We start from the raw sequence: 19,658 nt of genomic DNA, 5'->3' as shown, positions 1-19,658 counted from the left end.
GAACCAGAAGGGCATCGGTGCGTACGGACACCTGTTCTGGAGGGCGATCGGCGCGCCTTACGGCCTGTCGGCAATGATGCCCTATTTCGGCGCCAGATTGGCGGTCCAGGTGCGCAAGGCAATTCCCTCGGGGAAGCCGCGACACATCGTGGCACGCGTCTCGTCAAGCAGCTTGAAGCCCTGCGCCGTCCACAGCCAGCTGGTCGATACGCCGCATTCGATCGTCGCCCGCCACTTGTTGTAGGAGCTCAATTGGCCCTCGTCGAATCCGCCGTTGGTAACGCTGTTCCCATGATTGGCCTCAAGGGGCGGCAAGACTGCGGGCACTGGCGCATAGGGCGGTTTGCCGTTGGCGATCCAGACGTCGGACCCGGATTGATAAGCGCCCTGTCCGCACTGGATCATGACCAGTACCTTGCCACCGGACAGGCGGTGCAGGCTACGTTCCCTTCGGTCGGGATCGTCCTCGTCGCGACTGCAATCGCGCTTGCCGATGGCCTTGAGGATCGCCGCGAGCAGACGCTCGTCACCCGGACGCGCCCGGTCCAGCCGTGCGGCGCGCAGCACGGGCACGGGCAGCGCACGCAGCACCGACGATTCGCTTTTCGTGCCTTTGCGCACCAGCGCGCCCGGCGTGCCCACCCTTCCCTGCAAGTCATCCATCTTGAGCAGGGCGGCGCTGGCGCCGTCGAGCGACACGGCCCAGTGGCGTGTGCCGGCCCGGACCTCGGCACGCTCGCCCTTGAGCAAGGCGGGGATCAATTTGGCGGCGTCATCGGTGTTGATGACTTGCTCGGGAATGACGTCGTGCAGGATCACCTGGCCGACGGTGAGGATTACTTTATCGGGCACCTTGCCCCTGCCGGTGTCGAGCATCAGCGTGAGCGACACCGGCTGGTCGGGGCCAGCGTCACGCTCCAGGAACAAGGCGACAGGTTCGCCGCCGTCGCGCTGGAAACCAACAGCTTCGCAACGCCGGGTGTTATCGCAGGCGACGGCCCAGTCGCCATACTCGAAGTCGACGGCGTTCGCAGCGTTGCTGACGAGACCAAGCAGGATGCCGATCCAGTGACTTGCTTTCATGCGCGCTCCTTGTCGAGGTTGAACCGGCCTGGCATAGCACATCTACGAAGGTTGGAAATATTTTTAAAGTGTCAATGAAAGCCGGGGAAGCGTCAAGGCGGACGTCGCTGCCCCATCAGATGTAAGCGTTGTTGATAGCTGCCATGGGTTTGCTGTATACGTGCTTGACAGGCATGGCGCCGAGGCAGCGATTAATCCTTTAAGAATCAGTCACTTGGGATTGTCGCCGGTGTGGCACGGCGCTTGCATATAGATGAGTAACGAAAACTTATCAGCAGGCGGGGACAGCATGACAGCAGCGGCATACGAAATGTTGAGAAGCGAAGGCTACGCGCTGGCCGGCGAGGTGCGCGATTTGCAGCAGCGTATCAGGCTGTATCACCGCATTTACCTCGAGTCCGGCAAACGCCATGCATTCGCCCTGATCGCGGCGCACGGGTCCCTGTGGGCAACCGGCTATTTTAAACTGGGGAACCTCGGTGCGCGCATCGCTTCATTGCCAGCTCTGTGCATTCGCGGCAGGCGCAAGCAAAAGCTCGATGCTGTCGCCGTGTTCGCGGACCGTTTCCGCAGCATTAACCGCCAGGTTTGCGCCGAATCGTACGCCATCTTCCAATATACGCGGCAATATGGCGCCAACGACGTCATCCGCCCGGTGATCGGCGCCGCTTTCACGGACTTGCTGGTCGACTGCCACGCGTCGTGCGCGGCCGGTACCGAGTATCCCCGCCACAAGCGCGAACAGTTGTTCGACGCTTTTCTGGCGTGGGAGCAGGACCATATCGTGGCGCCCAACGTGGCCGAAGCGTTTGCTGATTTCGAGTGGCCCCTGATTGCCTGGCTGGCCAGGCGGCCGGTGATCCAGTTTGCGTATTTCGGAAAACACACGCGCCTGCGCTTCCGCGATTTTTCGTGCCAGGATGAGCGCATGTCCGCCGGCATGCAAGCCTGCCGCATTGCTGAAGACGTGGGGCTGGAAGCTGTGGAGGAGGCGCTCGGTGCGGTATGCCGCGTTGATGGCCATCACGCGCAGCCGCATATAATGGACAGCAAGCGGCCAAGAGTCACCGCACAGGAAGGAGTTACATGATGAAGATCGACCTGTCGACAATGGCCGACGCGGTCCATGACGAGCCATCCTTTCTGGCTTTTTTGGAGGCGCTCAGGGCTGATTGGCTGGATGAACAACGTAAGGAAAAGGAACAACCGAGTTCCCCCTATGGGCCGGGCGCCAATGGCTGGGAGAACCATACCATCGGTGATTTCCTCGACGCCGCACATTCCTGGGGGGAAGCTTCAGCAGAGGGATTGCGCTACTATAAAGTTCCAGACAACCCATGGTGTCGCATGGCGCAGATTTTGTGGATGGGCAAAATCTATGAGTGAGCTGTTTCGGGTGAACTCGTGCATGATTACTGGGTCTGCCAAGAAGCACTTCCACTGTTTCCGCCCCCCGTGCGGATTTTCAGGATACTTGAACCTCATCGGTTGGTGGATTGGCGGACCTGAACAAGGCAATTGTCTCCTGCATTCCTTGAAGTAGGTCACCGGAATAGTCGCTGCCTTCGATCATTGACGCCAGTGCTTCCAATTTTTCAAGCATGGGCTCAACAATCTTGGCCCCTAATGGGAAGACTTTGGACACTGAGGGTTTCTCCTCTTGCGAAACCAGATTGCGTTCGACTAGCATGGTGTTGATCGCTTGCGAAACCACTTGAACCAGGTCAGCCAGGATAAGTGTTATCTGTTTGTCCCGCATCGCCGTCAACCGGCGAGCAAACTCTGAAATGACATCAATACAAACCAATGCGTACTTCGGAGTTCTGCAAATATAGTCGACATATTTTCTGCGCCGTACATTGCACCGGCTCATTTACGCCGTTGGGGAAGCGGCTCATGTGGGCCTGGCCGCAGCAGCAGGTCACGGCGAGCGCGCGGTGTTCGATGACATCGAACGCGCCCGCCGGCACATCAATGACTTGACGCCTCTCGGCCACGACGGCCTGCGCCAGCGGCAGCGGCAGCGTGCTGAGACAGCGCGTACAACACGACGCCTTCAAGCTCGCCGCGTGTAAGGGCGGAGCGGTCGGGAGGAGTACGTTTTCTTGCCATAACCAAGATGATGAGCCGGTTTGAAAAGGTGTACAACTGTTTTTTGAAAAAAATCTCATGCTGAACAGTCACCAAGAATCATATATTGTATAATACACAAGTCTGAGAATTTGATATGATAACCGGAGTTTATGTACAAATGGTCGAATTCAGGCGAGCAGATGATCAGGAAAAACCTGTTAACCATATTGAAATCGAAAATGTATTCATCGGACATATTTGGTTTAGCTTTTCTGGCTTAAGTGAAAATACGCGCAAAAAAACTCGGTGGCGGTGCTGCAGTCAACATACCTGATAGCCGAAATTGTCTGCTAACAAAATAGTCTAATTTGGTAATTATCACTTGGAGAAAAAGATGAAAATTAGCAACATGGCGCGAGTAAAAATGCGGCAACATGAAAAAGTCGTCATGAGATATTACGATGATATGGGCCCAGGTCGTGGCAACTGTTCGTGGGGCATCGGGATACTCGAGCATCGCGGCCCATGTACTGCTGAAGAACTGGCGAGACCAGTCACTGTGGGCCAAGTCGAGGCTGAGTTCTCATCCAGAGTCCAGGAGGCTGAGCGAACGGTAGAGCGACGCGTTACCGTAGATCTGACAGAAGAACAATTTGATGCGCTGGTGAGCTTCACGTTCAACAGGGGAAGCACCGGTGCGACCCCTGTGTTTGACCTTTTGAACGCGGGTGACTTTGATGGAGCAGCAGATCGAATTTCTAGCGAGATATACGGCAGGACCAAGAAAAAAGGAAAGTCTGTTATGGTCTTATTAAAAGGACTAGTGTCCCGCAGAAAAGAGGAAAGCGCACCATTTCGGGAAAAGAAATGAAGACCTCGTTAGTGACATTGATCAGGCGTCTTTTGACGCTGGCATTTTTTTTATCAATCGCAGGAAGTGCAAATGCAAAGGATATAAATGATGACATCTATGGTCTTTGGAAGATAAAGTCGATAATGGGCGGGGGAATCAGTAATTTATCAGAGCAAAAAGCACGTTTGTACATTGGGAAAATCGCAATAATCAATGCTGACAAATTTGTTTTTAACGGAAGAACTTGTTTGCATCCACCTTATAGCCGAAGTGTCGACGATGTCGATAAGTACTTTGATCGCGAATGGCGCGCTGATGTCACTGATACTCCTTTGCCCAACCCGGTAACAATTATTGATGCGAAATGCAATTTTCTTTATCCCATTCGAAAAAACCATATTATGATTGCAGAGAATGGCGTTTTCTTCGAGGCAGTACGAATCAAGAAATAGATATGCAACTCAGCGGCTCAGCGGCTCAAATCCGGCCCGTCCTTCGGCGGTCCTGACCGCGCGCCCTGGCGTTGCCGCTCCTGGACAACTTTCTCCAGTTCAGCCTTGCGCCCAAGTCAGGCCTGAACCTTCACCAGCAGCGCCGGGTCGATGTTGGTGGCGGCGAGTGCGCCTAGCGGGTTGATACCATGTCGCTTACAGGGCATGTCCCACGTTTACCAGCGCGACAGCTTGCGTCCTCACACGCGCCACTGCGCTGGAGCTGATGCACACAGGCGGCTGCCAGTCCACACCGGCCACTGCCATTGTTCGGCGCTCATCTGCCAGCATGCCTCGTCCGCCTCCAGCCAGAGGAACTGGCCACGATGCAAACGGCGCATGTCCGCCGCCGTCGCCAGCCAGATCGCCTCGTCCGACAACTGCATCACAGCGCACGCATCAATTCCACCGTCGCCGGTGTATTTGTCGAGCGTACCCTTGTTGTCCAGGAGTGATCCGAACATGGTGGTGCTTTCATCATTCGAGTTCATTAGCTTAGCGCACAGCGTTCTAGTCATTGACAAAAAAACGGCACCGGGATTTCTCCTCGGTGCCGTTTTCGTGTGCGCTTAAGCTAGATTATGCTTCGTCGCTGTGCTGTGCCGCCGTGTTGTCTTCCATGGCTTGCAGCTCGGTCGCCATGTTGGCTTTTTCAGCATCCAACAGCGCCTTGCGCTCTTCCACTTCCCACGCCTCTTTTTCCTTCTTGGCGCGGTGGAAGGCCAGACCGGTACCGCCAGGAATCAGGCGGCCGACGATGACGTTCTCTTTCAGGCCGCGCAGACCGTCGCGCTTGCCCATGATCGCCGCTTCCGTCAGCACGCGGGTGGTTTCCTGGAACGATGCGGCCGAGATGAACGAATCGGTCGACAGCGATGCCTTGGTAATACCCAGCAGTACGTTTTCGTACGTCGCAGGGATCTTGCCAGCGGCGATCACGCGATCGTTTTCGTCCAGCAGCTCCGAACGCTCGACCTGTTCGCCGACGATGTAGTTCGCATCGCCCGCTTCCACGATCTGCACGCGGCGCAGCATCTGGCGCACGATCACTTCGATGTGCTTGTCGTTAATCTTCACGCCCTGCAGACGGTACACGTCCTGCACTTCGTCAACGATGTAACGCGCCAGCGCTTCGATACCCAGCAGACGCAGGATGTCTTGCGGATCGGCCGGGCCGTCCACGATCATCTCGCCCTTGTTCACTACCTGGCCGTCGTGTACCAGCACTTGCTTGTCCTTGGTGATCAGGAACTCGTGCTTGTTACCGTCCATGTCCGTGATTTCCAGACGCTGCTTGCCTTTGGTTTCTTTACCAAACGCAACCGTACCCGTGACTTCGGCCAGCATGCCGGCGTCTTTCGGCGAACGCGCTTCGAACAGCTCGGCAACCCGTGGCAGACCACCGGTAATGTCGCGCGTTTTCTGCGATTCGGTCGGGATACGTGCCAGCACTTCGCCGACCGATACCGATTGACCGTCTTTGACCATGATCAGCGCGCCGACCTGGAAGCCGATCGCCACCGAGTGTTCGGTGCCGGCAATCTTGACTTCTTCGTTGACGTCGTTGAGCAGCTTCACTTGCGGACGCAGCGTTTTGGTCAGCGAACCGCGACGCTTGGCATCGATCGCCACCAAGGTTGCCAGACCGGTCACTTCATCGACCTGACGGGCCACGGTGACGCCTTCTTCGACGTTCTCGAAGCGAACCGTACCGGCATACTCGGTAATGATCGGACGGGTCAGCGGATCCCAGGTTGCCAGGGCCGTACCGGCCTTGATGACCATGCCATCCTTGACGATCAGGGTCGCGCCGTACGGCACTTTATGACGCTCGCGCTCACGGCCATGGTCGTCCGTGATCAGCACTTCGCCGGAACGGGAAATGACGATCTGGGCGCCCTTGCCATTGGTAACGTAACGCATGGTCGCGGTGAAACGGATGGTACCGTTCGACTTCGCTTCCACCGACGAGGCCACTGCCGCACGCGATGCCGCACCACCAATGTGGAACGTACGCATGGTCAGCTGGGTACCCGGCTCACCAATCGACTGCGCTGCGACAACACCAACCGCTTCGCCGGCGTTGACCATCATGCCGCGGCCGAGGTCGCGGCCATAGCACTTGGCGCACAGGCCGAAGCGCGTTTCGCAAGTAAGCGGCGTGCGCACCTTGACTTCGTCGATCGACAGGCGTTCGATTTCTTCGACCATGTCTTCGTCGAGCAGGGTGCCCGATTCGTACAGGGTTTCCTGGGTTTCAGGATTGACGACGTCATGCACGTTGACACGGCCGAGGATACGGTCGCGCAGCGGCTCGATGACTTCACCGCCTTCGACCATCGCCTTCATCAGCGCGCCGTTGGTGGTGCCGCAATCGTCCTCGATCACAACCAGATCCTGGGTCACGTCGACCAGGCGGCGGGTCAGGTAACCCGAGTTCGCCGTTTTCAGTGCCGTATCGGCCAGACCTTTACGAGCGCCGTGGGTCGAAATGAAGTACTGCAATACGTTCAGACCTTCACGGAAGTTCGCGGTAATCGGCGTTTCGATAATCGAACCATCCGGCTTGGCCATCAGGCCTCGCATACCAGCCAACTGGCGAATCTGGGCTGCCGAACCGCGCGCGCCCGAGTCGGCCATCATGTAAATCGCGTTGAACGATTCCTGCGTCGATTTCGTTCCGTCGCGCTTCACGACATCTTCTACTTTCAACTGGTCCATCATCGCCTTGCCGACTTCGTCCGAGGTCTTGCCCCAGATGTCGACGACCTTGTTGTAACGCTCGCCAGCGGTCACCAGACCGGACGCGTACTGCTGCTCGATCTGTTTGACTTCCTGCTCCGCAGCGGAGATCAGGGTGACTTTTTGTGGTGGTACCAGCATGTCGTCGACGCAGATCGAGATACCGGCGCGCGTCGCGAGACGGAAACCGGACTGCATCAGCTTGTCGGCGAACACGACGGTGGCACGCAGGCCGCACTTGCGGAACGACGTGTTGATCAGCTTCGAAATCTCTTTCTTCTTCAGGGCGCGGTTCAGTACGGAGAACGGCAGGCCCTTCGGCAGGATTTCGGACAGGATGGCGCGGCCGACCGTGGTTTCGTAGCGCGTGACGGTGCGCACGAATTCGTCGGTCTCGACATCTTTCGGGTTCTCGACGATACGCACGGTGATGCGGGTCGTCAGTTCGACTTCCTTGTTGTCGTAGGCGCGGATCACTTCCGAAACGTCGGTAAACAGCATGCCTTCGTTCTTGGCGTTGATCGCTTCGCGGGTCGCGTAGTACAGACCCAACACGATATCCTGGGACGGCACGATCGACGGTTCGCCGTTCGACGGGAACAGGATGTTGTTCGACGCCAGCATCAGGGTACGCGCTTCCATCTGCGCTTCGATCGACAGAGGAACGTGGACCGCCATCTGGTCACCGTCGAAGTCGGCGTTGAACGCCGCGCAGACGAGTGGGTGCAGCTGGATGGCCTTGCCTTCAATCAGGACCGGCTCGAAAGCCTGGATACCCAGGCGGTGCAGCGTAGGCGCACGGTTGAGCATGACCGGATGTTCGCGGATCACGTCTTCCAGGATGTCCCACACGACCGGTTCCTGGATCTCGACCAGCTTCTTGGCGGCCTTGATCGTCGTTGCCAGACCCATCAGTTCGAGCTTGTTGAAAATGAATGGCTTGAACAGTTCCAGGGCCATCAGTTTCGGCAAGCCGCACTGGTGCAGTTTGAGCTGAGGACCGACCACGATGACCGAACGGCCCGAATAGTCGACGCGCTTGCCCAGCAAGTTCTGACGGAAACGGCCGCCTTTACCCTTGATCATCTCAGCCAGCGATTTCAGCGGACGCTTGTTGGCGCCGGTCATCGCTTTACCGCGACGGCCGTTATCCAGCAGTGAATCGACCGCTTCTTGCAGCATGCGCTTTTCGTTACGCGTAATGATTTCCGGAGCGCGCAATTCCATCAGGCGCTTCAGGCGGTTATTACGGTTGATGACGCGGCGATACAGGTCGTTCAGGTCGGAGGTCGCAAAGCGGCCGCCGTCCAGTGGTACCAGCGGACGCAGTTCCGGCGGCAGCACTGGCAGCACTTCCATGATCATCCAGTCCGGCTTGATGCCCGAACGCTGGAATGCCTCGAGCACTTTGAGGCGCTTGGCGTATTTCTTGATCTTCGCTTCGGACTTCGATTCCTTCAGTTCCACGCGCAGGGCTTCGGCATCGCGGTGGATGTCGATCGAGCGCAGCAGTTCACGGATACCTTCGGCGCCCATGAAGGCGGTGAAGTCGTCGCCGTACTCTTCGTACTTGGCGGCGTAGTCGTCTTCCGACATGATCTGGCACTTCTTGAGCGGGGTCATGCCTGGATCGGTGACCACGTATGCTTCGAAGTACAACACGCGTTCGATATCCCGCAGGGTCATGTCGAGGACCATGCCCAGACGCGACGGCAGCGATTTGAGGAACCAGATGTGCGCGGTTGGCGAAGCCAGTTCGATGTGGCCCATGCGCTCACGGCGCACCTTGGCCAGGGTGACTTCGACGCCGCACTTTTCGCAGATCACGCCGCGGTGTTTCAGGCGCTTGTACTTGCCGCACAGGCACTCGTAGTCCTTGATAGGACCAAAGATCTTGGCGCAGAACAGGCCGTCGCGTTCTGGCTTGAAGGTACGATAGTTGATGGTTTCCGGCTTTTTGACTTCGCCGTAGGACCACGAACGGATTTTTTCAGGCGACGCCAGACCAATCTTGATCGCGTCGAACGTTTCGTTTTGCTGAACTTGCTTGAATAGATCGAGCAGTGCTTTCATGTATCACTCCAGGTGATGGAATTTCTATATTACGTCTAACTTCAACGCTACCACCACACGTCATCCCCGCGAAGGCGGGGATCCAAGTTCGCGGCTGAGCCACAAAATTGGGTTCCCGTCTTCACGGGAACGACGTGCCGGAGGTCTCGCGACGGCCGGTGCTCTTAGTTACGCTCGAGGTCGATATCGATACCCAGCGAACGAATCTCTTTCACCAGCACGTTGAACGATTCCGGCATACCCGCGTCGATCACATGGTCGCCTTTGACCAGGTTTTCGTACACTTTGGTACGGCCGTTCACGTCATCCGACTTGACGGTCAGCATTTCTTGCAGCACATACGATGCGCCGTACGCTTCCAGTGCCCAGACTTCCATCTCACCGAAACGCTGGCCACCGAACTGGGCTTTACCGCCCAGTGGCTGCTGCGTTACCAGCGAGTAAGGACCGGTCGAACGCGCGTGCATCTTGTCGTCGACCAAGTGGTGCAGCTTCAGTACGTGCATGTAGCCAACAGTTACCTTGCGCTCGAACGCTTCGCCGGTGCGGCCGTCGTACATCGTGACCTGGTTCTTCGACGGTGTCATGCCGAGTTTGGTCGCGATATGGTCAGGATACGCCAGGTCCAGCATGCGATGGATTTCCGACTCGTGCGCACCGTCGAACACTGGCGTCGCGAAAGGCACGCCGTTCTTCAGGTTTTGCGCCAGGGTCATGATCTCGTCGTCGCTGAAGTTGTCCAGGTCTTCCGTCTTGCCGGTTTCGTTGTAGATCAGGTTCAGGAACTTGCGCATTTCCACGACCTTGGCTTGCGCTTTCAGCATTTCGCCGATACGCAGGCCCAGGCCCTTGGCTGCCCAACCCAAGTGGGTCTCGAGAATCTGACCGACGTTCATCCGTGACGGCACGCCCAGCGGGTTCAGTACGATGTCGGCCGGGGTACCGTCCGCCATGTACGGCATGTCTTCGACTGGCACGATACGGGAAACCACACCCTTGTTACCGTGACGGCCGGCCATCTTGTCGCCCGACTGCAGGCGGCGCTTGACGGCCAGGTAGACTTTGACCATCTTCTGCACGCCAGGTTGCAGTTCATCGCCCTGGGTCAACTTCTTGCGCTTCTCTTCGAAGGCCAGGTCGAACTGGTGACGCTTCTCGGCGATCGATTCCTTGATCGCCTCTAACGCCGTGGCGGCATCGTCGTCGGCTGGACGGATATCGAACCAATGGTACTTGTCGAGGTCGTCGAGGTACTCTTTGGTGATCTTCACGCCCTTGGCCAGCTTTTTAGGGCCGCCATTGACAACTTTGCCAATCAGCATTTTTTCCAGACGCTGGAAGGCATCGCCCTCCACGATACGCATCTGGTCGTTCAGGTCGAGGCGGAAACGCTTGAGTTCATCATCAATGATCTGCTGGGCGCGCTTGTCGCGGACGATGCCTTCACGGGTAAACACTTGCACGTCGATCACGGTGCCGACCATGCCCGAAGGCACGCGCAGCGAGGTGTCTTTGACGTCCGATGCCTTCTCGCCGAAAATCGCGCGCAGCAGCTTTTCTTCCGGGGTCAGCTGGGTTTCGCCTTTTGGCGTCACTTTACCGACCAGGGTGTCGCCTGCTTGCACTTCAGCACCGATGTAGACGATGCCGGACTCATCCAGACGAGCCAGCTGGTTCTCAGCCAGGTTCGAGATGTCGCGCGTGATTTCTTCGGCGCCGAGCTTGGTATCGCGTGCAACAACCGACAACTCTTCGATGTGAATCGAGGTGTAGCGGTCGTCTTTCACGACGTTTTCCGAGATCAGGATCGAATCTTCGAAGTTCAGACCGTTCCATGGCATAAATGCCACCAGCATGTTCTGGCCCAGGGCCAGTTCGCCCAGGTCGGTCGAGGCGCCATCGGCGATCACGTCGCGCTTGGCGACGCGGTCACCGACCTGCACGATCGGACGCTGGTTGATGTTGGTGTTCTGGTTGGAACGGGTGTACTTGATCAGGTTGTAGATGTCCACGCCGACTTCGCCCGCGAGTGCTTCGTCGTCGTTGACGCGAATCACTACACGGCCTGCATCGATGTAATCGACCACACCGCCACGCAGCGCCTGCACGGTGGTGCCGGAGTCGACTGCCACGGTGCGTTCGATACCGGTACCGACAAACGCTTTTTCAGGGCGCAGGCAAGGAACGGCCTGGCGCTGCATGTTGGCGCCCATCAATGCGCGGTTCGCATCATCGTGTTCGAGGAACGGAATCAGCGAGGCTGCGACCGACACGATCTGGCCTGGGGCGACGTCCATGTACTGGATGCGCTCTGGGGAAACCAGGATCGTTTCGCCGGCTTCACGTGCGGACACCAGTTCATCGGACAAGGTGCCTTCGGACGAGATGGTCGCGTTCGCCTGGGCGATGATGTAGCGGCCTTCTTCGATCGCGGACAGATAGTCGATCTTGTCGGTGACCATGCTGTTTTCGACCTTGCGGTACGGCGTCTCGAGGAAGCCGTATTCGTTCAGGCGGGCAAACAGAGCCAGCGAGTTGATCAGACCAATGTTCGGTCCCTCTGGCGTTTCGATCGGGCACACGCGGCCGTAGTGGGTCGGGTGCACGTCGCGCACTTCGAAGCCGGCGCGTTCGCGGGTCAGACCACCAGGTCCGAGCGCGGAGACGCGGCGCTTGTGGGTGATTTCCGACAGCGGGTTGGTCTGGTCCATAAACTGCGACAGCTGGGACGAACCGAAGAACTCGCGAATCGCGGCCGAAATCGGCTTCGAGTTGATCAGGTCGTGCGGCATCAGGTTGTCCGCTTCGGCCTGGCCGAGACGTTCCTTGACGGCGCGCTCAACGCGCACCAGGCCGGCGCGGAATTGATTCTCCGCCAGCTCGCCCACGCAACGTACGCGACGGTTACCCAGGTGATCGATATCGTCGACTTCGCCGCGACCATTGCGCAGTTCCACCAGGATCTTGATCACGGCCAGCACGTCGTCGTTCGACAAGGTCATGGCGCCGGTCAGTTCGTCACGGCCGATGCGGCGGTTGAACTTCATGCGGCCGACGGCCGACAGGTCGTAGCGCTCAGGGCTGTAGAACAGGCCGTTGAACAGGGCTTCGACCGAGTCTTCGGTTGGCGGCTCGCCTGGACGCATCATGCGGTAGATGGCGACCTTGGCGGCCATCTGGTCGGCGGTGTCGTCGATACGCAGGGTTTGCGAGATGTAGCCACCCTGGTCGAGATCGTTCGTGTACAGGGTCTGGATTTCGCTGACCGACGCGTCGCGCAGGCGGCCGAGCACGTCTTCGGTCAACTCGTCGTTGGCCGAAGCGATGACTTCGCCGGTATCGGCATCGACGATGTTCTTGGCCAGCACGCGGCCGAGCAGGTAGTCTTCAGGCACGGAAATGTGCTTGATGCCGGCCGCTTCGATATCGCGCACGTGCTTGGCGTTGATACGCTTGTCTTTCAGCACCAGGGTCTTGCCGCTCTTGTCCACGATGTCGAAACGCGCAACTTCACCACGCAGGCGTTCGGCGACGAATTCCATCTCGGCGCCTTCGGAGCGCAGGTTGAAATTGTCGAATACGAAGAAGTTCGCCAGGATCTGTTCGTGCGACATCCCGATGGCCTTCAGCAGGATCGTCACAGGCATCTTGCGGCGACGGTCGACGCGGAAGAACAGGATGTCCTTCGGATCGAACTCGAAGTCCAGCCACGAGCCGCGGTACGGAATGATCCGTGCCGAGAACAGCAGCTTGCCCGACGAGTGGGTCTTGCCGCGGTCGTGTTCGAAGAACACGCCAGGCGAACGGTGCAGCTGCGAGACGATGACACGCTCGGTACCGTTGATGACGAACGAGCCGGTGGTCGTCATGAGCGGCAATTCGCCCATGTAAACTTCTTGCTCTTTCATTTCCTTAACCACAGGCTTGGTCGGCGATTCTTTATCCAGAATCACCAGGCGCACCTTGGCGCGCAGCGGCGACGCGAACGTCAGGCCACGCTGTTGGCATTCCTTGACGTCGAAAGCCGGGTCACCCAGGACATACGACAGGAATTCGAGACGCGCAAAACCATTGTGCGACACGATAGGGAAAATCGAGGTGAAAGCCGACTGCAGGCCGTCGTTCTTGCGGGTCGACGGGATGGTATCCGCTTGCAAGAAATTCTCGTAGGATTCGAGCTGTGTAGCCAGAAGGAAAGGAACGTTGTGAACGTTGGCGCGCTTCGCGAATGACTTGCGAATGCGTTTCTTCTCAGTAAATGAGTAGTGCATGGACACTCCGTGAGTGACAGAAAGGATGAGAATTCAGGAATTTCCAGGGCCGGGCGCGCACTAGAAAGGCCTCAAGTCTCGAACTTTATGCCAGGTGATAAGAAGATAATACGAATACTACTGGGTAGAGCTTAAGCGTTACTTATACGACAGGGACGACAAAAGAGCCAAAGCCGCATCCTCCCCCTTTCGGGGGAGGACCGCAAGCTTTGACTCCGGCGTAGAACTGAACGCCAAATAAGGCTTTGTTGCTATTACTTGATTTCGGCTTTCGCGCCAGCATCTTCCAGCTTTTTCTTGCCGGCTTCAGCGTCAGCTTTCGAGATCGCTTCTTTAACGGTTTTTGGTGCGCCATCAACCAGGTCTTTAGCTTCTTTCAAGCCCAGGCCGGTGATTTCGCGAACTGCTTTAATGACGCCAACTTTGTTCGCGCCGAAATCGGCCAGAACCAGGTTGAATTCGGTCTGCTCTTCAACAGCGACAGCTGGGCCGCCGACTGCTGGGCCGCTCGATACTGCAGCTGCCGATACGCCGAATTTTTCTTCGAATGCCTTGACCAGGTCGTTCAGGTCCATTACGGACATTTCGCCAACTGCTGCCAGGATGTCGTCTTTGCTGATTGCCATTTGAAACTCCATTTATTTTGTGGAGGACAGGGCCGCTGTGCGGCAATGTCCTCTAATACGTTGTATAGATTGGTATTGACTAAAAAAGTGCAAGGGTAATCGCGAACGATTACGCTGCTGCTGGGGCTTCTTCTACTGCTGCAGTTTCTTCTGCGGCAGGAGCGGCGCCTTCGCCTTTTTTCGCTGCCAGGGCAGCCAGACCACGTGCAAAAGCCGAAACCGGCGTCAGCATCAGACCCAGGATCTGGGCGATGAGGACTTCACGGCTAGGGATGCTTGCCAACGCGACAACAGCTGCTTTATCCAGCTGCTTGCCTGCGAAGTTACCTGCGGTAATAACCAGTTTGTCGTTGGTTTTAGCAAAGTCAGCGATGACTTTAGCTGCAGCAACGGCATCATCCGAGATCGAGTAGATCAGCGGACCGACCATCGAGTCGGCCAGGTTAGCAAACTGCGTACCTTCAACGGATTTGCGAGCCAGCGTGTTCTTCAGAACACGCAGGTACACACCCTGGGTACGCGCTTTGGCACGAAGTTGCGTCAAGTGACCAACCTGGATGCCACGATATTCGGCCACGACGATCGTTTGCGCAGTTGCTACTTTTGCGGAAACTTCGGCGACGACGGCCTTTTTGTCATTCAGATTGAGACCCACGGTCAACCTCCTAAAATGATACGCGGCAAATGCCTTGCATCGGTTCGAACAACGGCGTCCGACGTTTAGAAGTACAACTGAGCGGATGAATTCACGCAGCGGGACTAACAAAACTTGCTCGGGTGCACCATCTGCGTTGGGTGGTCTATTAACCTCCGGCCTGCCTGCTGCCATCAGCCCAACGGTCTTTGATTGTCTGCCCGGGCTTGCGCCCGGACATCCCAAAGAGTCGCCACGGTTTGCACCGTGGACTTAATTCTTTATTACGCTGCCAGGGAAGCCTGGTCGACGCGAACGCCGGCGCCCATGGTCGACGACAGTGCAACCTTACGCAGGTAAACACCTTTCGACGACGTTGGCTTGGCCTTGTTCAGAGCATCGATCAGCGCAACCAGGTTGGCTTTCAGGTCAGCGTCAGCGAACGATTTACGGCCGATCGTTGCGTGAATGATACCTGCCTTGTCGGTACGGTACTGGACCTGGCCGGCTTTCGCGTTTTTCACGGCGGTAGCGACGTCAGGAGTAACAGTGCCGACTTTCGGGTTAGGCATCAGGCCGCGTGGTCCCAGGATCTGGCCCAGGGTACCAACGATACGCATGGTATCTGGCGAAGCGATGACGATATCGAAAGGCATGTTGCCGGCTTTAACCATCTCAGCCAGGTCTTCCATACCAACGATGTCGGCGCCGGCTGCTTTAGCTTGCTCGGCTTTGTCGCCGGTTGCAAATACTGCAACGCGAACGGTCTTGCCGGTGCCTGCTGGCAGAACGACGGAGCCGCGCACGACTTGATCCGACTTCTTAGGATCCACGCCCAGCTGAACCGATACGTCGATCGATTCGTTGAACTTGGCGGTGGCGAATTCTTTCACCAGAGCGACTGCATTGTCGAAACCGTAGGACTTGTTACGGTCGACTTTGGCTTTGATTGCTTTAACGCGTTTGGACAGCTTAGCCATTACAGACCCTCCACCGTGATGCCGATCGAACGAGCGGAACCGGCGATGATGCGCACTGCGGCATCCATGTCGGCAGCGGTCAGATCCGGCTGTTTGATTTTAGCGATTTCTTCAGCTTGAGCGCGGGTCAGCTTGCCTACCTTGGTGGTATGTGGCGTTGGCGAACCTTTGGTGATGCCGGCGAATTTCTTGATCAGGTAGGTCGCTGGAGGCGTCTTCATCACGAACGTGAAGGACTTGTCGGCGAACGCGGTGATCACGACCGGAATTGGCATACCTGGCTCTTGACCCTGGGTCTGGGCGTTGAACGCCTTGCAGAATTCCATGATGTTCAGGCCGCGCTGACCCAGTGCTGGGCCAATCGGTGGGGATGGGTTTGCTTTACCAGCTGGCACTTGCAGCTTGATAAAACCAATGATTTTCTTTGCCATGATGGCTCCTATCTTGGATTGAGTAGTAGCGCCCCGCCGGTACAATCATGGCAGGGCTCCTCTTACCGGATTTCGCTCAACCACCGCGGCGCTCCGATTAGGCGCTAGCGTCGCCCCCGCGAAGGCGGGGGCCCAAGTTTCTGCATCGACTACAGCGCGAACTTGGGTTCCCGCCTGCGCGGGAACGACGTTTTATACTTTCTCGACCTGGCCGAACTCGAGTTCGACCGGCGTTGCACGACCGAAGATGGTGACCGAGACGCGCACTTTGGATTTCTCGTAATTGACTTCTTCGACGTTGCCGTTGAAGTCGGTGAACGGACCATCCTTGATACGCACTTGCTCGCCCACTTCGTACAGCACTTTTGGACGTGGCTTCTCGATGCCTTCTTGCATCTGCTGCATGATCTTGTCGATTTCGCGCGCGGGAATCGGCGTCGGCTTGTTCGACTTACCGCCAATAAAGCCGGTGACCTTGCTGGTGTTCTTAACCAAGTGCCAAGTCTCGTCCGTCATTTCCATTTCAACCAGCACATAGCCTGGGAAGAAACGACGTTCGGTAACCGACTTCTGGCCATTCTTGACTTCGACAACTTCTTCGACCGGCACCAGGATGCGGCCGAACTGCTCTTGCATACCGGCGCGTTCGACGCGCTCGGTCAGTGCACGCATGACACTTTTTTCCATGCCGGAATAAGCGTGCACAACGTACCAGCGCTTGTTACTGACTGGAACGCTCAGCGCTGCGACAGCTTCTTGCGCAGGCACTTCTTCGCCTGGCACTGGAGCGGCGCTCGCATCATCTTGCACATTTTCGCTCATGTTATTTCCAACCCAGGATCACGTCGTACAACAGAAATTCAATCGTCTTATCCGTGCCCCACAGGAACAGCGCCATGACGGTCACAAACGCGAACACGATACCGGTGATCTGCATTGCTTCTTTGGGAGCGGGCCAGACGACTTTTTTGGTCTCGCGAACCGATTCCTTGGCGAAGCTGAGGAATTCACGGCCACTGGACGAAGTCCACAAAAGCAGGACGGCAAAAACTAAACCAGCCGCGAGTGCGACGGCGCACATCCAAGCTGGTTTACTTTGGCCTTTCAGGTAGAAAAACCCGACGACCCCTGCAATCGCGGCAACCACTGCCAGCGCGACTTTAAACTTGTCGTTTGACGTGCTGACGGTTTGCACGGATTGATTAGACATACGTTTTTACTTTCGGTGCCCTGCACCAGAACGGTGGCAGGGACGGAGGGCATCGAACCCCCAACCTTCGGTTTTGGAGACCGACGCTCTGCCAATTGAGCTACGTCCCTACGTAAAACTTCAGTGGAATCAGAAATTATACCATCGTGCGGCCGCTGATGGCAATCACTGATTTCGGCGGGGCGCCGGACGCATGTCCGGGCCCGCCCTTACTATTACTTACCAGCGACTTCGCTGAGAATCTTTGCAACAACACCTGCACCAACGGTACGGCCACCTTCGCGGATTGCGAAACGCAGGCCTTCTTCCATTGCGATCGGGTTGATCAGCTTGACGGTGATCGACACGTTATCGCCTGGCATAACCATTTCTTTGTCCGCTGGCAACTCGATCGAACCAGTCACGTCCGTGGTACGGAAGTAGAACTGTGGGCGATAGTTGTTGAAGAACGGGGTGTGACGGCCGCCTTCGTCTTTCGACAGGACGTAGATCTCACCGGTGAAGTGATTGTGCGGCTTGATCGAGTTCGGCTTGGCCAGAACTTGACCACGCTGGACGTCTTCACGCTTGGTGCCGCGCAGCAGCAGACCGACGTTGTCGCCAGCTTGACCCTGGTCCAGCAGCTTGCGGAACATTTCCACGCCGGTGCAAGTGGTCTTGACGGTGTCGGAGATGCCGACGATTTCGATCTCTTCGCCGACTTTAACGATACCGCGCTCGATACGACCGGTCACAACGGTGCCGCGACCCGAGATCGAGAACACGTCTTCCACTGGCATCAGGAAGGCGCCGTCGATAGCGCGCTCTGGCGTTGGGATGTAGGTGTCCAGCGCGTCGGCCAGGGCCATGATCGCGACTTCGCCCATTTCGCCGGTGTTGCCTTCGAGGGCCATACGTGCCGAACCCTTGATGATTGGCAGGTCGTCGCCTGGGAACTCGTATTTCGACAAGAGCTCACGCACTTCCATTTCAACCAGTTCCAGCAGCTCTGCGTCATCGACCAGGTCGCACTTGTTCAGGAACACGATGATGTAAGGAACGCCAACCTGGCGTGCCAGCAAGATGTGCTCGCGGGTCTGTGGCATTGGGCCGTCAGCTGCGGAGCAAACCAGGATCGCGCCGTCCATCTGCGCTGCGCCGGTGATCATGTTTTTGATGTAATCGGCGTGGCCTGGGCAATCAACGTGAGCGTAGTGGCGGTTAGCCGTTTCGTACTCGACGTGCGCGGTGTTGATGGTGATGCCGCGTGCTTTTTCTTCCGGTGCTGCATCGATCTGGTCGTATGCTTTTGCTTCGCCGCCGAATTTCTTCGACAGAACGGTTGCGATCGCTGCCGTCAGGGTGGTCTTGCCGTGATCAACGTGTCCGATGGTACCGACGTTGACGTGCGGCTTGGTCCGTTCGAATTTACCTTTTGCCATTTTAGACTCCTAACGATTTTTGAGTGTGACCAGGCACGCGCCTGACTAACTATTGAATACTGCGAATGTTGCGAGTGCCGCAAGTGCCATAAAGCACTGAATTCTGGTGCCCTTTACGTGGATTGAACACGTGGCCTCTCCCTTACCAAGGGAGTGCTCTACCACTGAGCTAAAAGGGCGATTAGGTACTACGATTTGCGATCTTGCTGCCACCGATCGCGCATTGCATGAAGCACTGGAGCGGGTGAAGGGAATCGAACCCTCGTCGTAAGCTTGGAAGGCTTCTGCTCTACCATTGAGCTACACCCGCGAGTTACTACTTCACCGACTACAACATCTTCTGCAACAACTTGGTGGAGGGGGCTGGATTCGAACCAGCGTACTCATAGAGAACAGATTTACAGTCTGTCGCCTTTAACCACTCGGCCACCCCTCCGCGAGGAACCGCAGAGTATGAAGCAAGATCAATCTTCTGTCAATTATATTTGCAGGGTGCTTTCTGCTATCTCACTGACCTCTTGCTTCGGGGCGTGATTGTAACGGGAAGATATCGGAATGTGCAAGGACTTGGCGAAAAAAGGTGAAATCTTTTTTTGGAGGGGTGTTGGGCGACTGACCCGCCCGCATCAAGAGCCGCCACCCTCGGCCGTCTCCCCCGCGCAGGCGGGGGGCCCCACACAAGGGTTAGCGGCCGGCGGCACCTGCCCACGCTAGCAACCGCAGCGCCCGCACAACGGCGCCCGCGCCCGCCCCCCCAGCCCGTTAAGGGC

The 19,658-nt window shown here is 57.1% G+C and carries 16 protein-coding genes and 4 tRNA genes; 4 read left to right on the top strand and 16 right to left on the bottom strand.

Going from position 1 to position 19,658, the window contains the following annotated elements:
- Positions 1–81: 81 nt before the first annotated feature.
- Positions 82–1,083: a DUF1176 domain-containing protein gene (locus tag F0185_RS23140; RefSeq protein WP_167228467.1), complete on the bottom strand. Its 1,002-nt coding sequence runs from the start codon at positions 1,081–1,083 to the stop codon at positions 82–84.
- Positions 1,084–1,372: 289 nt separating this feature from the next.
- Here F0185_RS23140 and F0185_RS23135 point away from each other — a divergent pair, with 289 nt between their 5' ends.
- Positions 1,373–2,173, top strand: coding sequence for a hypothetical protein (locus tag F0185_RS23135; protein ID WP_167228465.1), 801 nt, complete (start codon positions 1,373–1,375; stop codon positions 2,171–2,173).
- Positions 2,170–2,469, top strand: a complete 300-nt coding sequence (locus F0185_RS23130) for a DUF7660 family protein (protein WP_223164561.1) — start codon at positions 2,170–2,172, stop codon at positions 2,467–2,469. Before F0185_RS23135 ends, F0185_RS23130 begins: the two co-directional genes overlap by 4 nt.
- Before the next feature lie 79 nt (positions 2,470–2,548).
- Here the strand turns inward: F0185_RS23130 and F0185_RS23125 are convergent, their stop codons facing one another.
- Positions 2,549–2,890 (bottom strand): hypothetical protein, encoded by a 342-nt coding sequence (locus tag F0185_RS23125; RefSeq protein ID WP_167228461.1) that lies wholly within the window; start codon positions 2,888–2,890, stop codon positions 2,549–2,551.
- 660 nt (positions 2,891–3,550) lie between these two features.
- On the opposite strand from F0185_RS23125, the gene F0185_RS23115 reads away from it, so the two are divergent.
- Both F0185_RS23115 and F0185_RS23110 read left to right on the top strand, forming a co-directional pair.
- Positions 3,551–4,027 (top strand): lysozyme, encoded by a 477-nt coding sequence (locus F0185_RS23115; RefSeq protein WP_167228459.1) that lies wholly within the window; start codon positions 3,551–3,553, stop codon positions 4,025–4,027.
- On the top strand, positions 4,024–4,461 hold the full coding sequence (locus F0185_RS23110) for a hypothetical protein (RefSeq protein WP_167228457.1): 438 nt from the start codon (positions 4,024–4,026) through the stop codon (positions 4,459–4,461). Before F0185_RS23115 ends, F0185_RS23110 begins: the two co-directional genes overlap by 4 nt.
- 239 nt (positions 4,462–4,700) lie before the next feature.
- On the opposite strand, the gene F0185_RS23105 is transcribed toward F0185_RS23110, so the two are convergent.
- From F0185_RS23105 to F0185_RS23040, 14 genes are all read right to left on the bottom strand, one after another.
- Positions 4,701–4,964, bottom strand: a complete 264-nt coding sequence (locus tag F0185_RS23105) for a transposase (protein WP_167228455.1) — start codon at positions 4,962–4,964, stop codon at positions 4,701–4,703.
- A gap of 115 nt (positions 4,965–5,079) precedes the next feature.
- Positions 5,080–9,315, bottom strand: a complete 4,236-nt coding sequence (rpoC, locus tag F0185_RS23100; protein ID WP_166898796.1) for a DNA-directed RNA polymerase subunit beta' — start codon at positions 9,313–9,315, stop codon at positions 5,080–5,082.
- 164 nt (positions 9,316–9,479) lie between these two features.
- Entirely contained in the window at positions 9,480–13,586 is a 4,107-nt protein-coding gene (rpoB, locus tag F0185_RS23095; protein ID WP_167228453.1) for a DNA-directed RNA polymerase subunit beta, read from the bottom strand.
- A gap of 254 nt (positions 13,587–13,840) precedes the next feature.
- On the bottom strand, positions 13,841–14,212 hold the full coding sequence (gene rplL / locus F0185_RS23090; protein ID WP_167228451.1) for a 50S ribosomal protein L7/L12: 372 nt from the start codon (positions 14,210–14,212) through the stop codon (positions 13,841–13,843).
- Between the two features lie 109 nt (positions 14,213–14,321).
- A complete protein-coding gene (rplJ, locus tag F0185_RS23085) occupies positions 14,322–14,867 on the bottom strand; it encodes a 50S ribosomal protein L10 (protein WP_167228449.1) in 546 nt (181 codons plus the stop codon).
- Between the two features lie 263 nt (positions 14,868–15,130).
- Positions 15,131–15,826 carry a 50S ribosomal protein L1 gene (rplA, locus tag F0185_RS23080; protein ID WP_166880641.1) on the bottom strand — a complete coding sequence of 232 codons (696 nt, stop codon included), beginning with the start codon at positions 15,824–15,826 and terminating at the stop codon, positions 15,131–15,133.
- Entirely contained in the window at positions 15,826–16,257 is a 432-nt protein-coding gene (rplK, locus tag F0185_RS23075; protein WP_054265745.1) for a 50S ribosomal protein L11, read from the bottom strand. Before rplK ends, rplA begins: the two co-directional genes overlap by 1 nt.
- 192 nt (positions 16,258–16,449) lie before the next feature.
- Positions 16,450–17,079, bottom strand: a complete 630-nt coding sequence (gene nusG / locus F0185_RS23070) for a transcription termination/antitermination protein NusG (protein WP_166898804.1) — start codon at positions 17,077–17,079, stop codon at positions 16,450–16,452.
- Between the two features lies 1 nt (position 17,080).
- A complete protein-coding gene (gene secE, locus F0185_RS23065; protein ID WP_126077281.1) occupies positions 17,081–17,467 on the bottom strand; it encodes a preprotein translocase subunit SecE in 387 nt (128 codons plus the stop codon).
- 34 nt (positions 17,468–17,501) lie between these two features.
- Positions 17,502–17,577: transfer RNA gene (locus F0185_RS23060), tRNA-Trp, on the bottom strand.
- 105 nt (positions 17,578–17,682) lie between these two features.
- Entirely contained in the window at positions 17,683–18,888 is a 1,206-nt protein-coding gene (gene tuf, locus F0185_RS23055; protein ID WP_167228447.1) for an elongation factor Tu, read from the bottom strand.
- 104 nt (positions 18,889–18,992) lie between these two features.
- Positions 18,993–19,067: transfer RNA gene (locus F0185_RS23050), tRNA-Thr, on the bottom strand.
- A gap of 57 nt (positions 19,068–19,124) precedes the next feature.
- A tRNA-Gly gene (locus F0185_RS23045) sits at positions 19,125–19,198 on the bottom strand.
- A 41-nt stretch (positions 19,199–19,239) separates the two neighbouring features.
- A tRNA-Tyr gene (locus F0185_RS23040) sits at positions 19,240–19,324 on the bottom strand.
- Between the last annotated feature and the right edge of the window lie 334 nt (positions 19,325–19,658).

This window comes from Massilia rubra, from assembly GCF_011682065.1.
Lineage (GTDB): Bacteria > Pseudomonadota > Gammaproteobacteria > Burkholderiales > Burkholderiaceae_D > Telluria_A > Telluria_A rubra.
The sequence above is the reverse complement of the archived record's forward strand: the minus strand, read 5'-3'. Positions and strand labels throughout refer to the sequence as shown.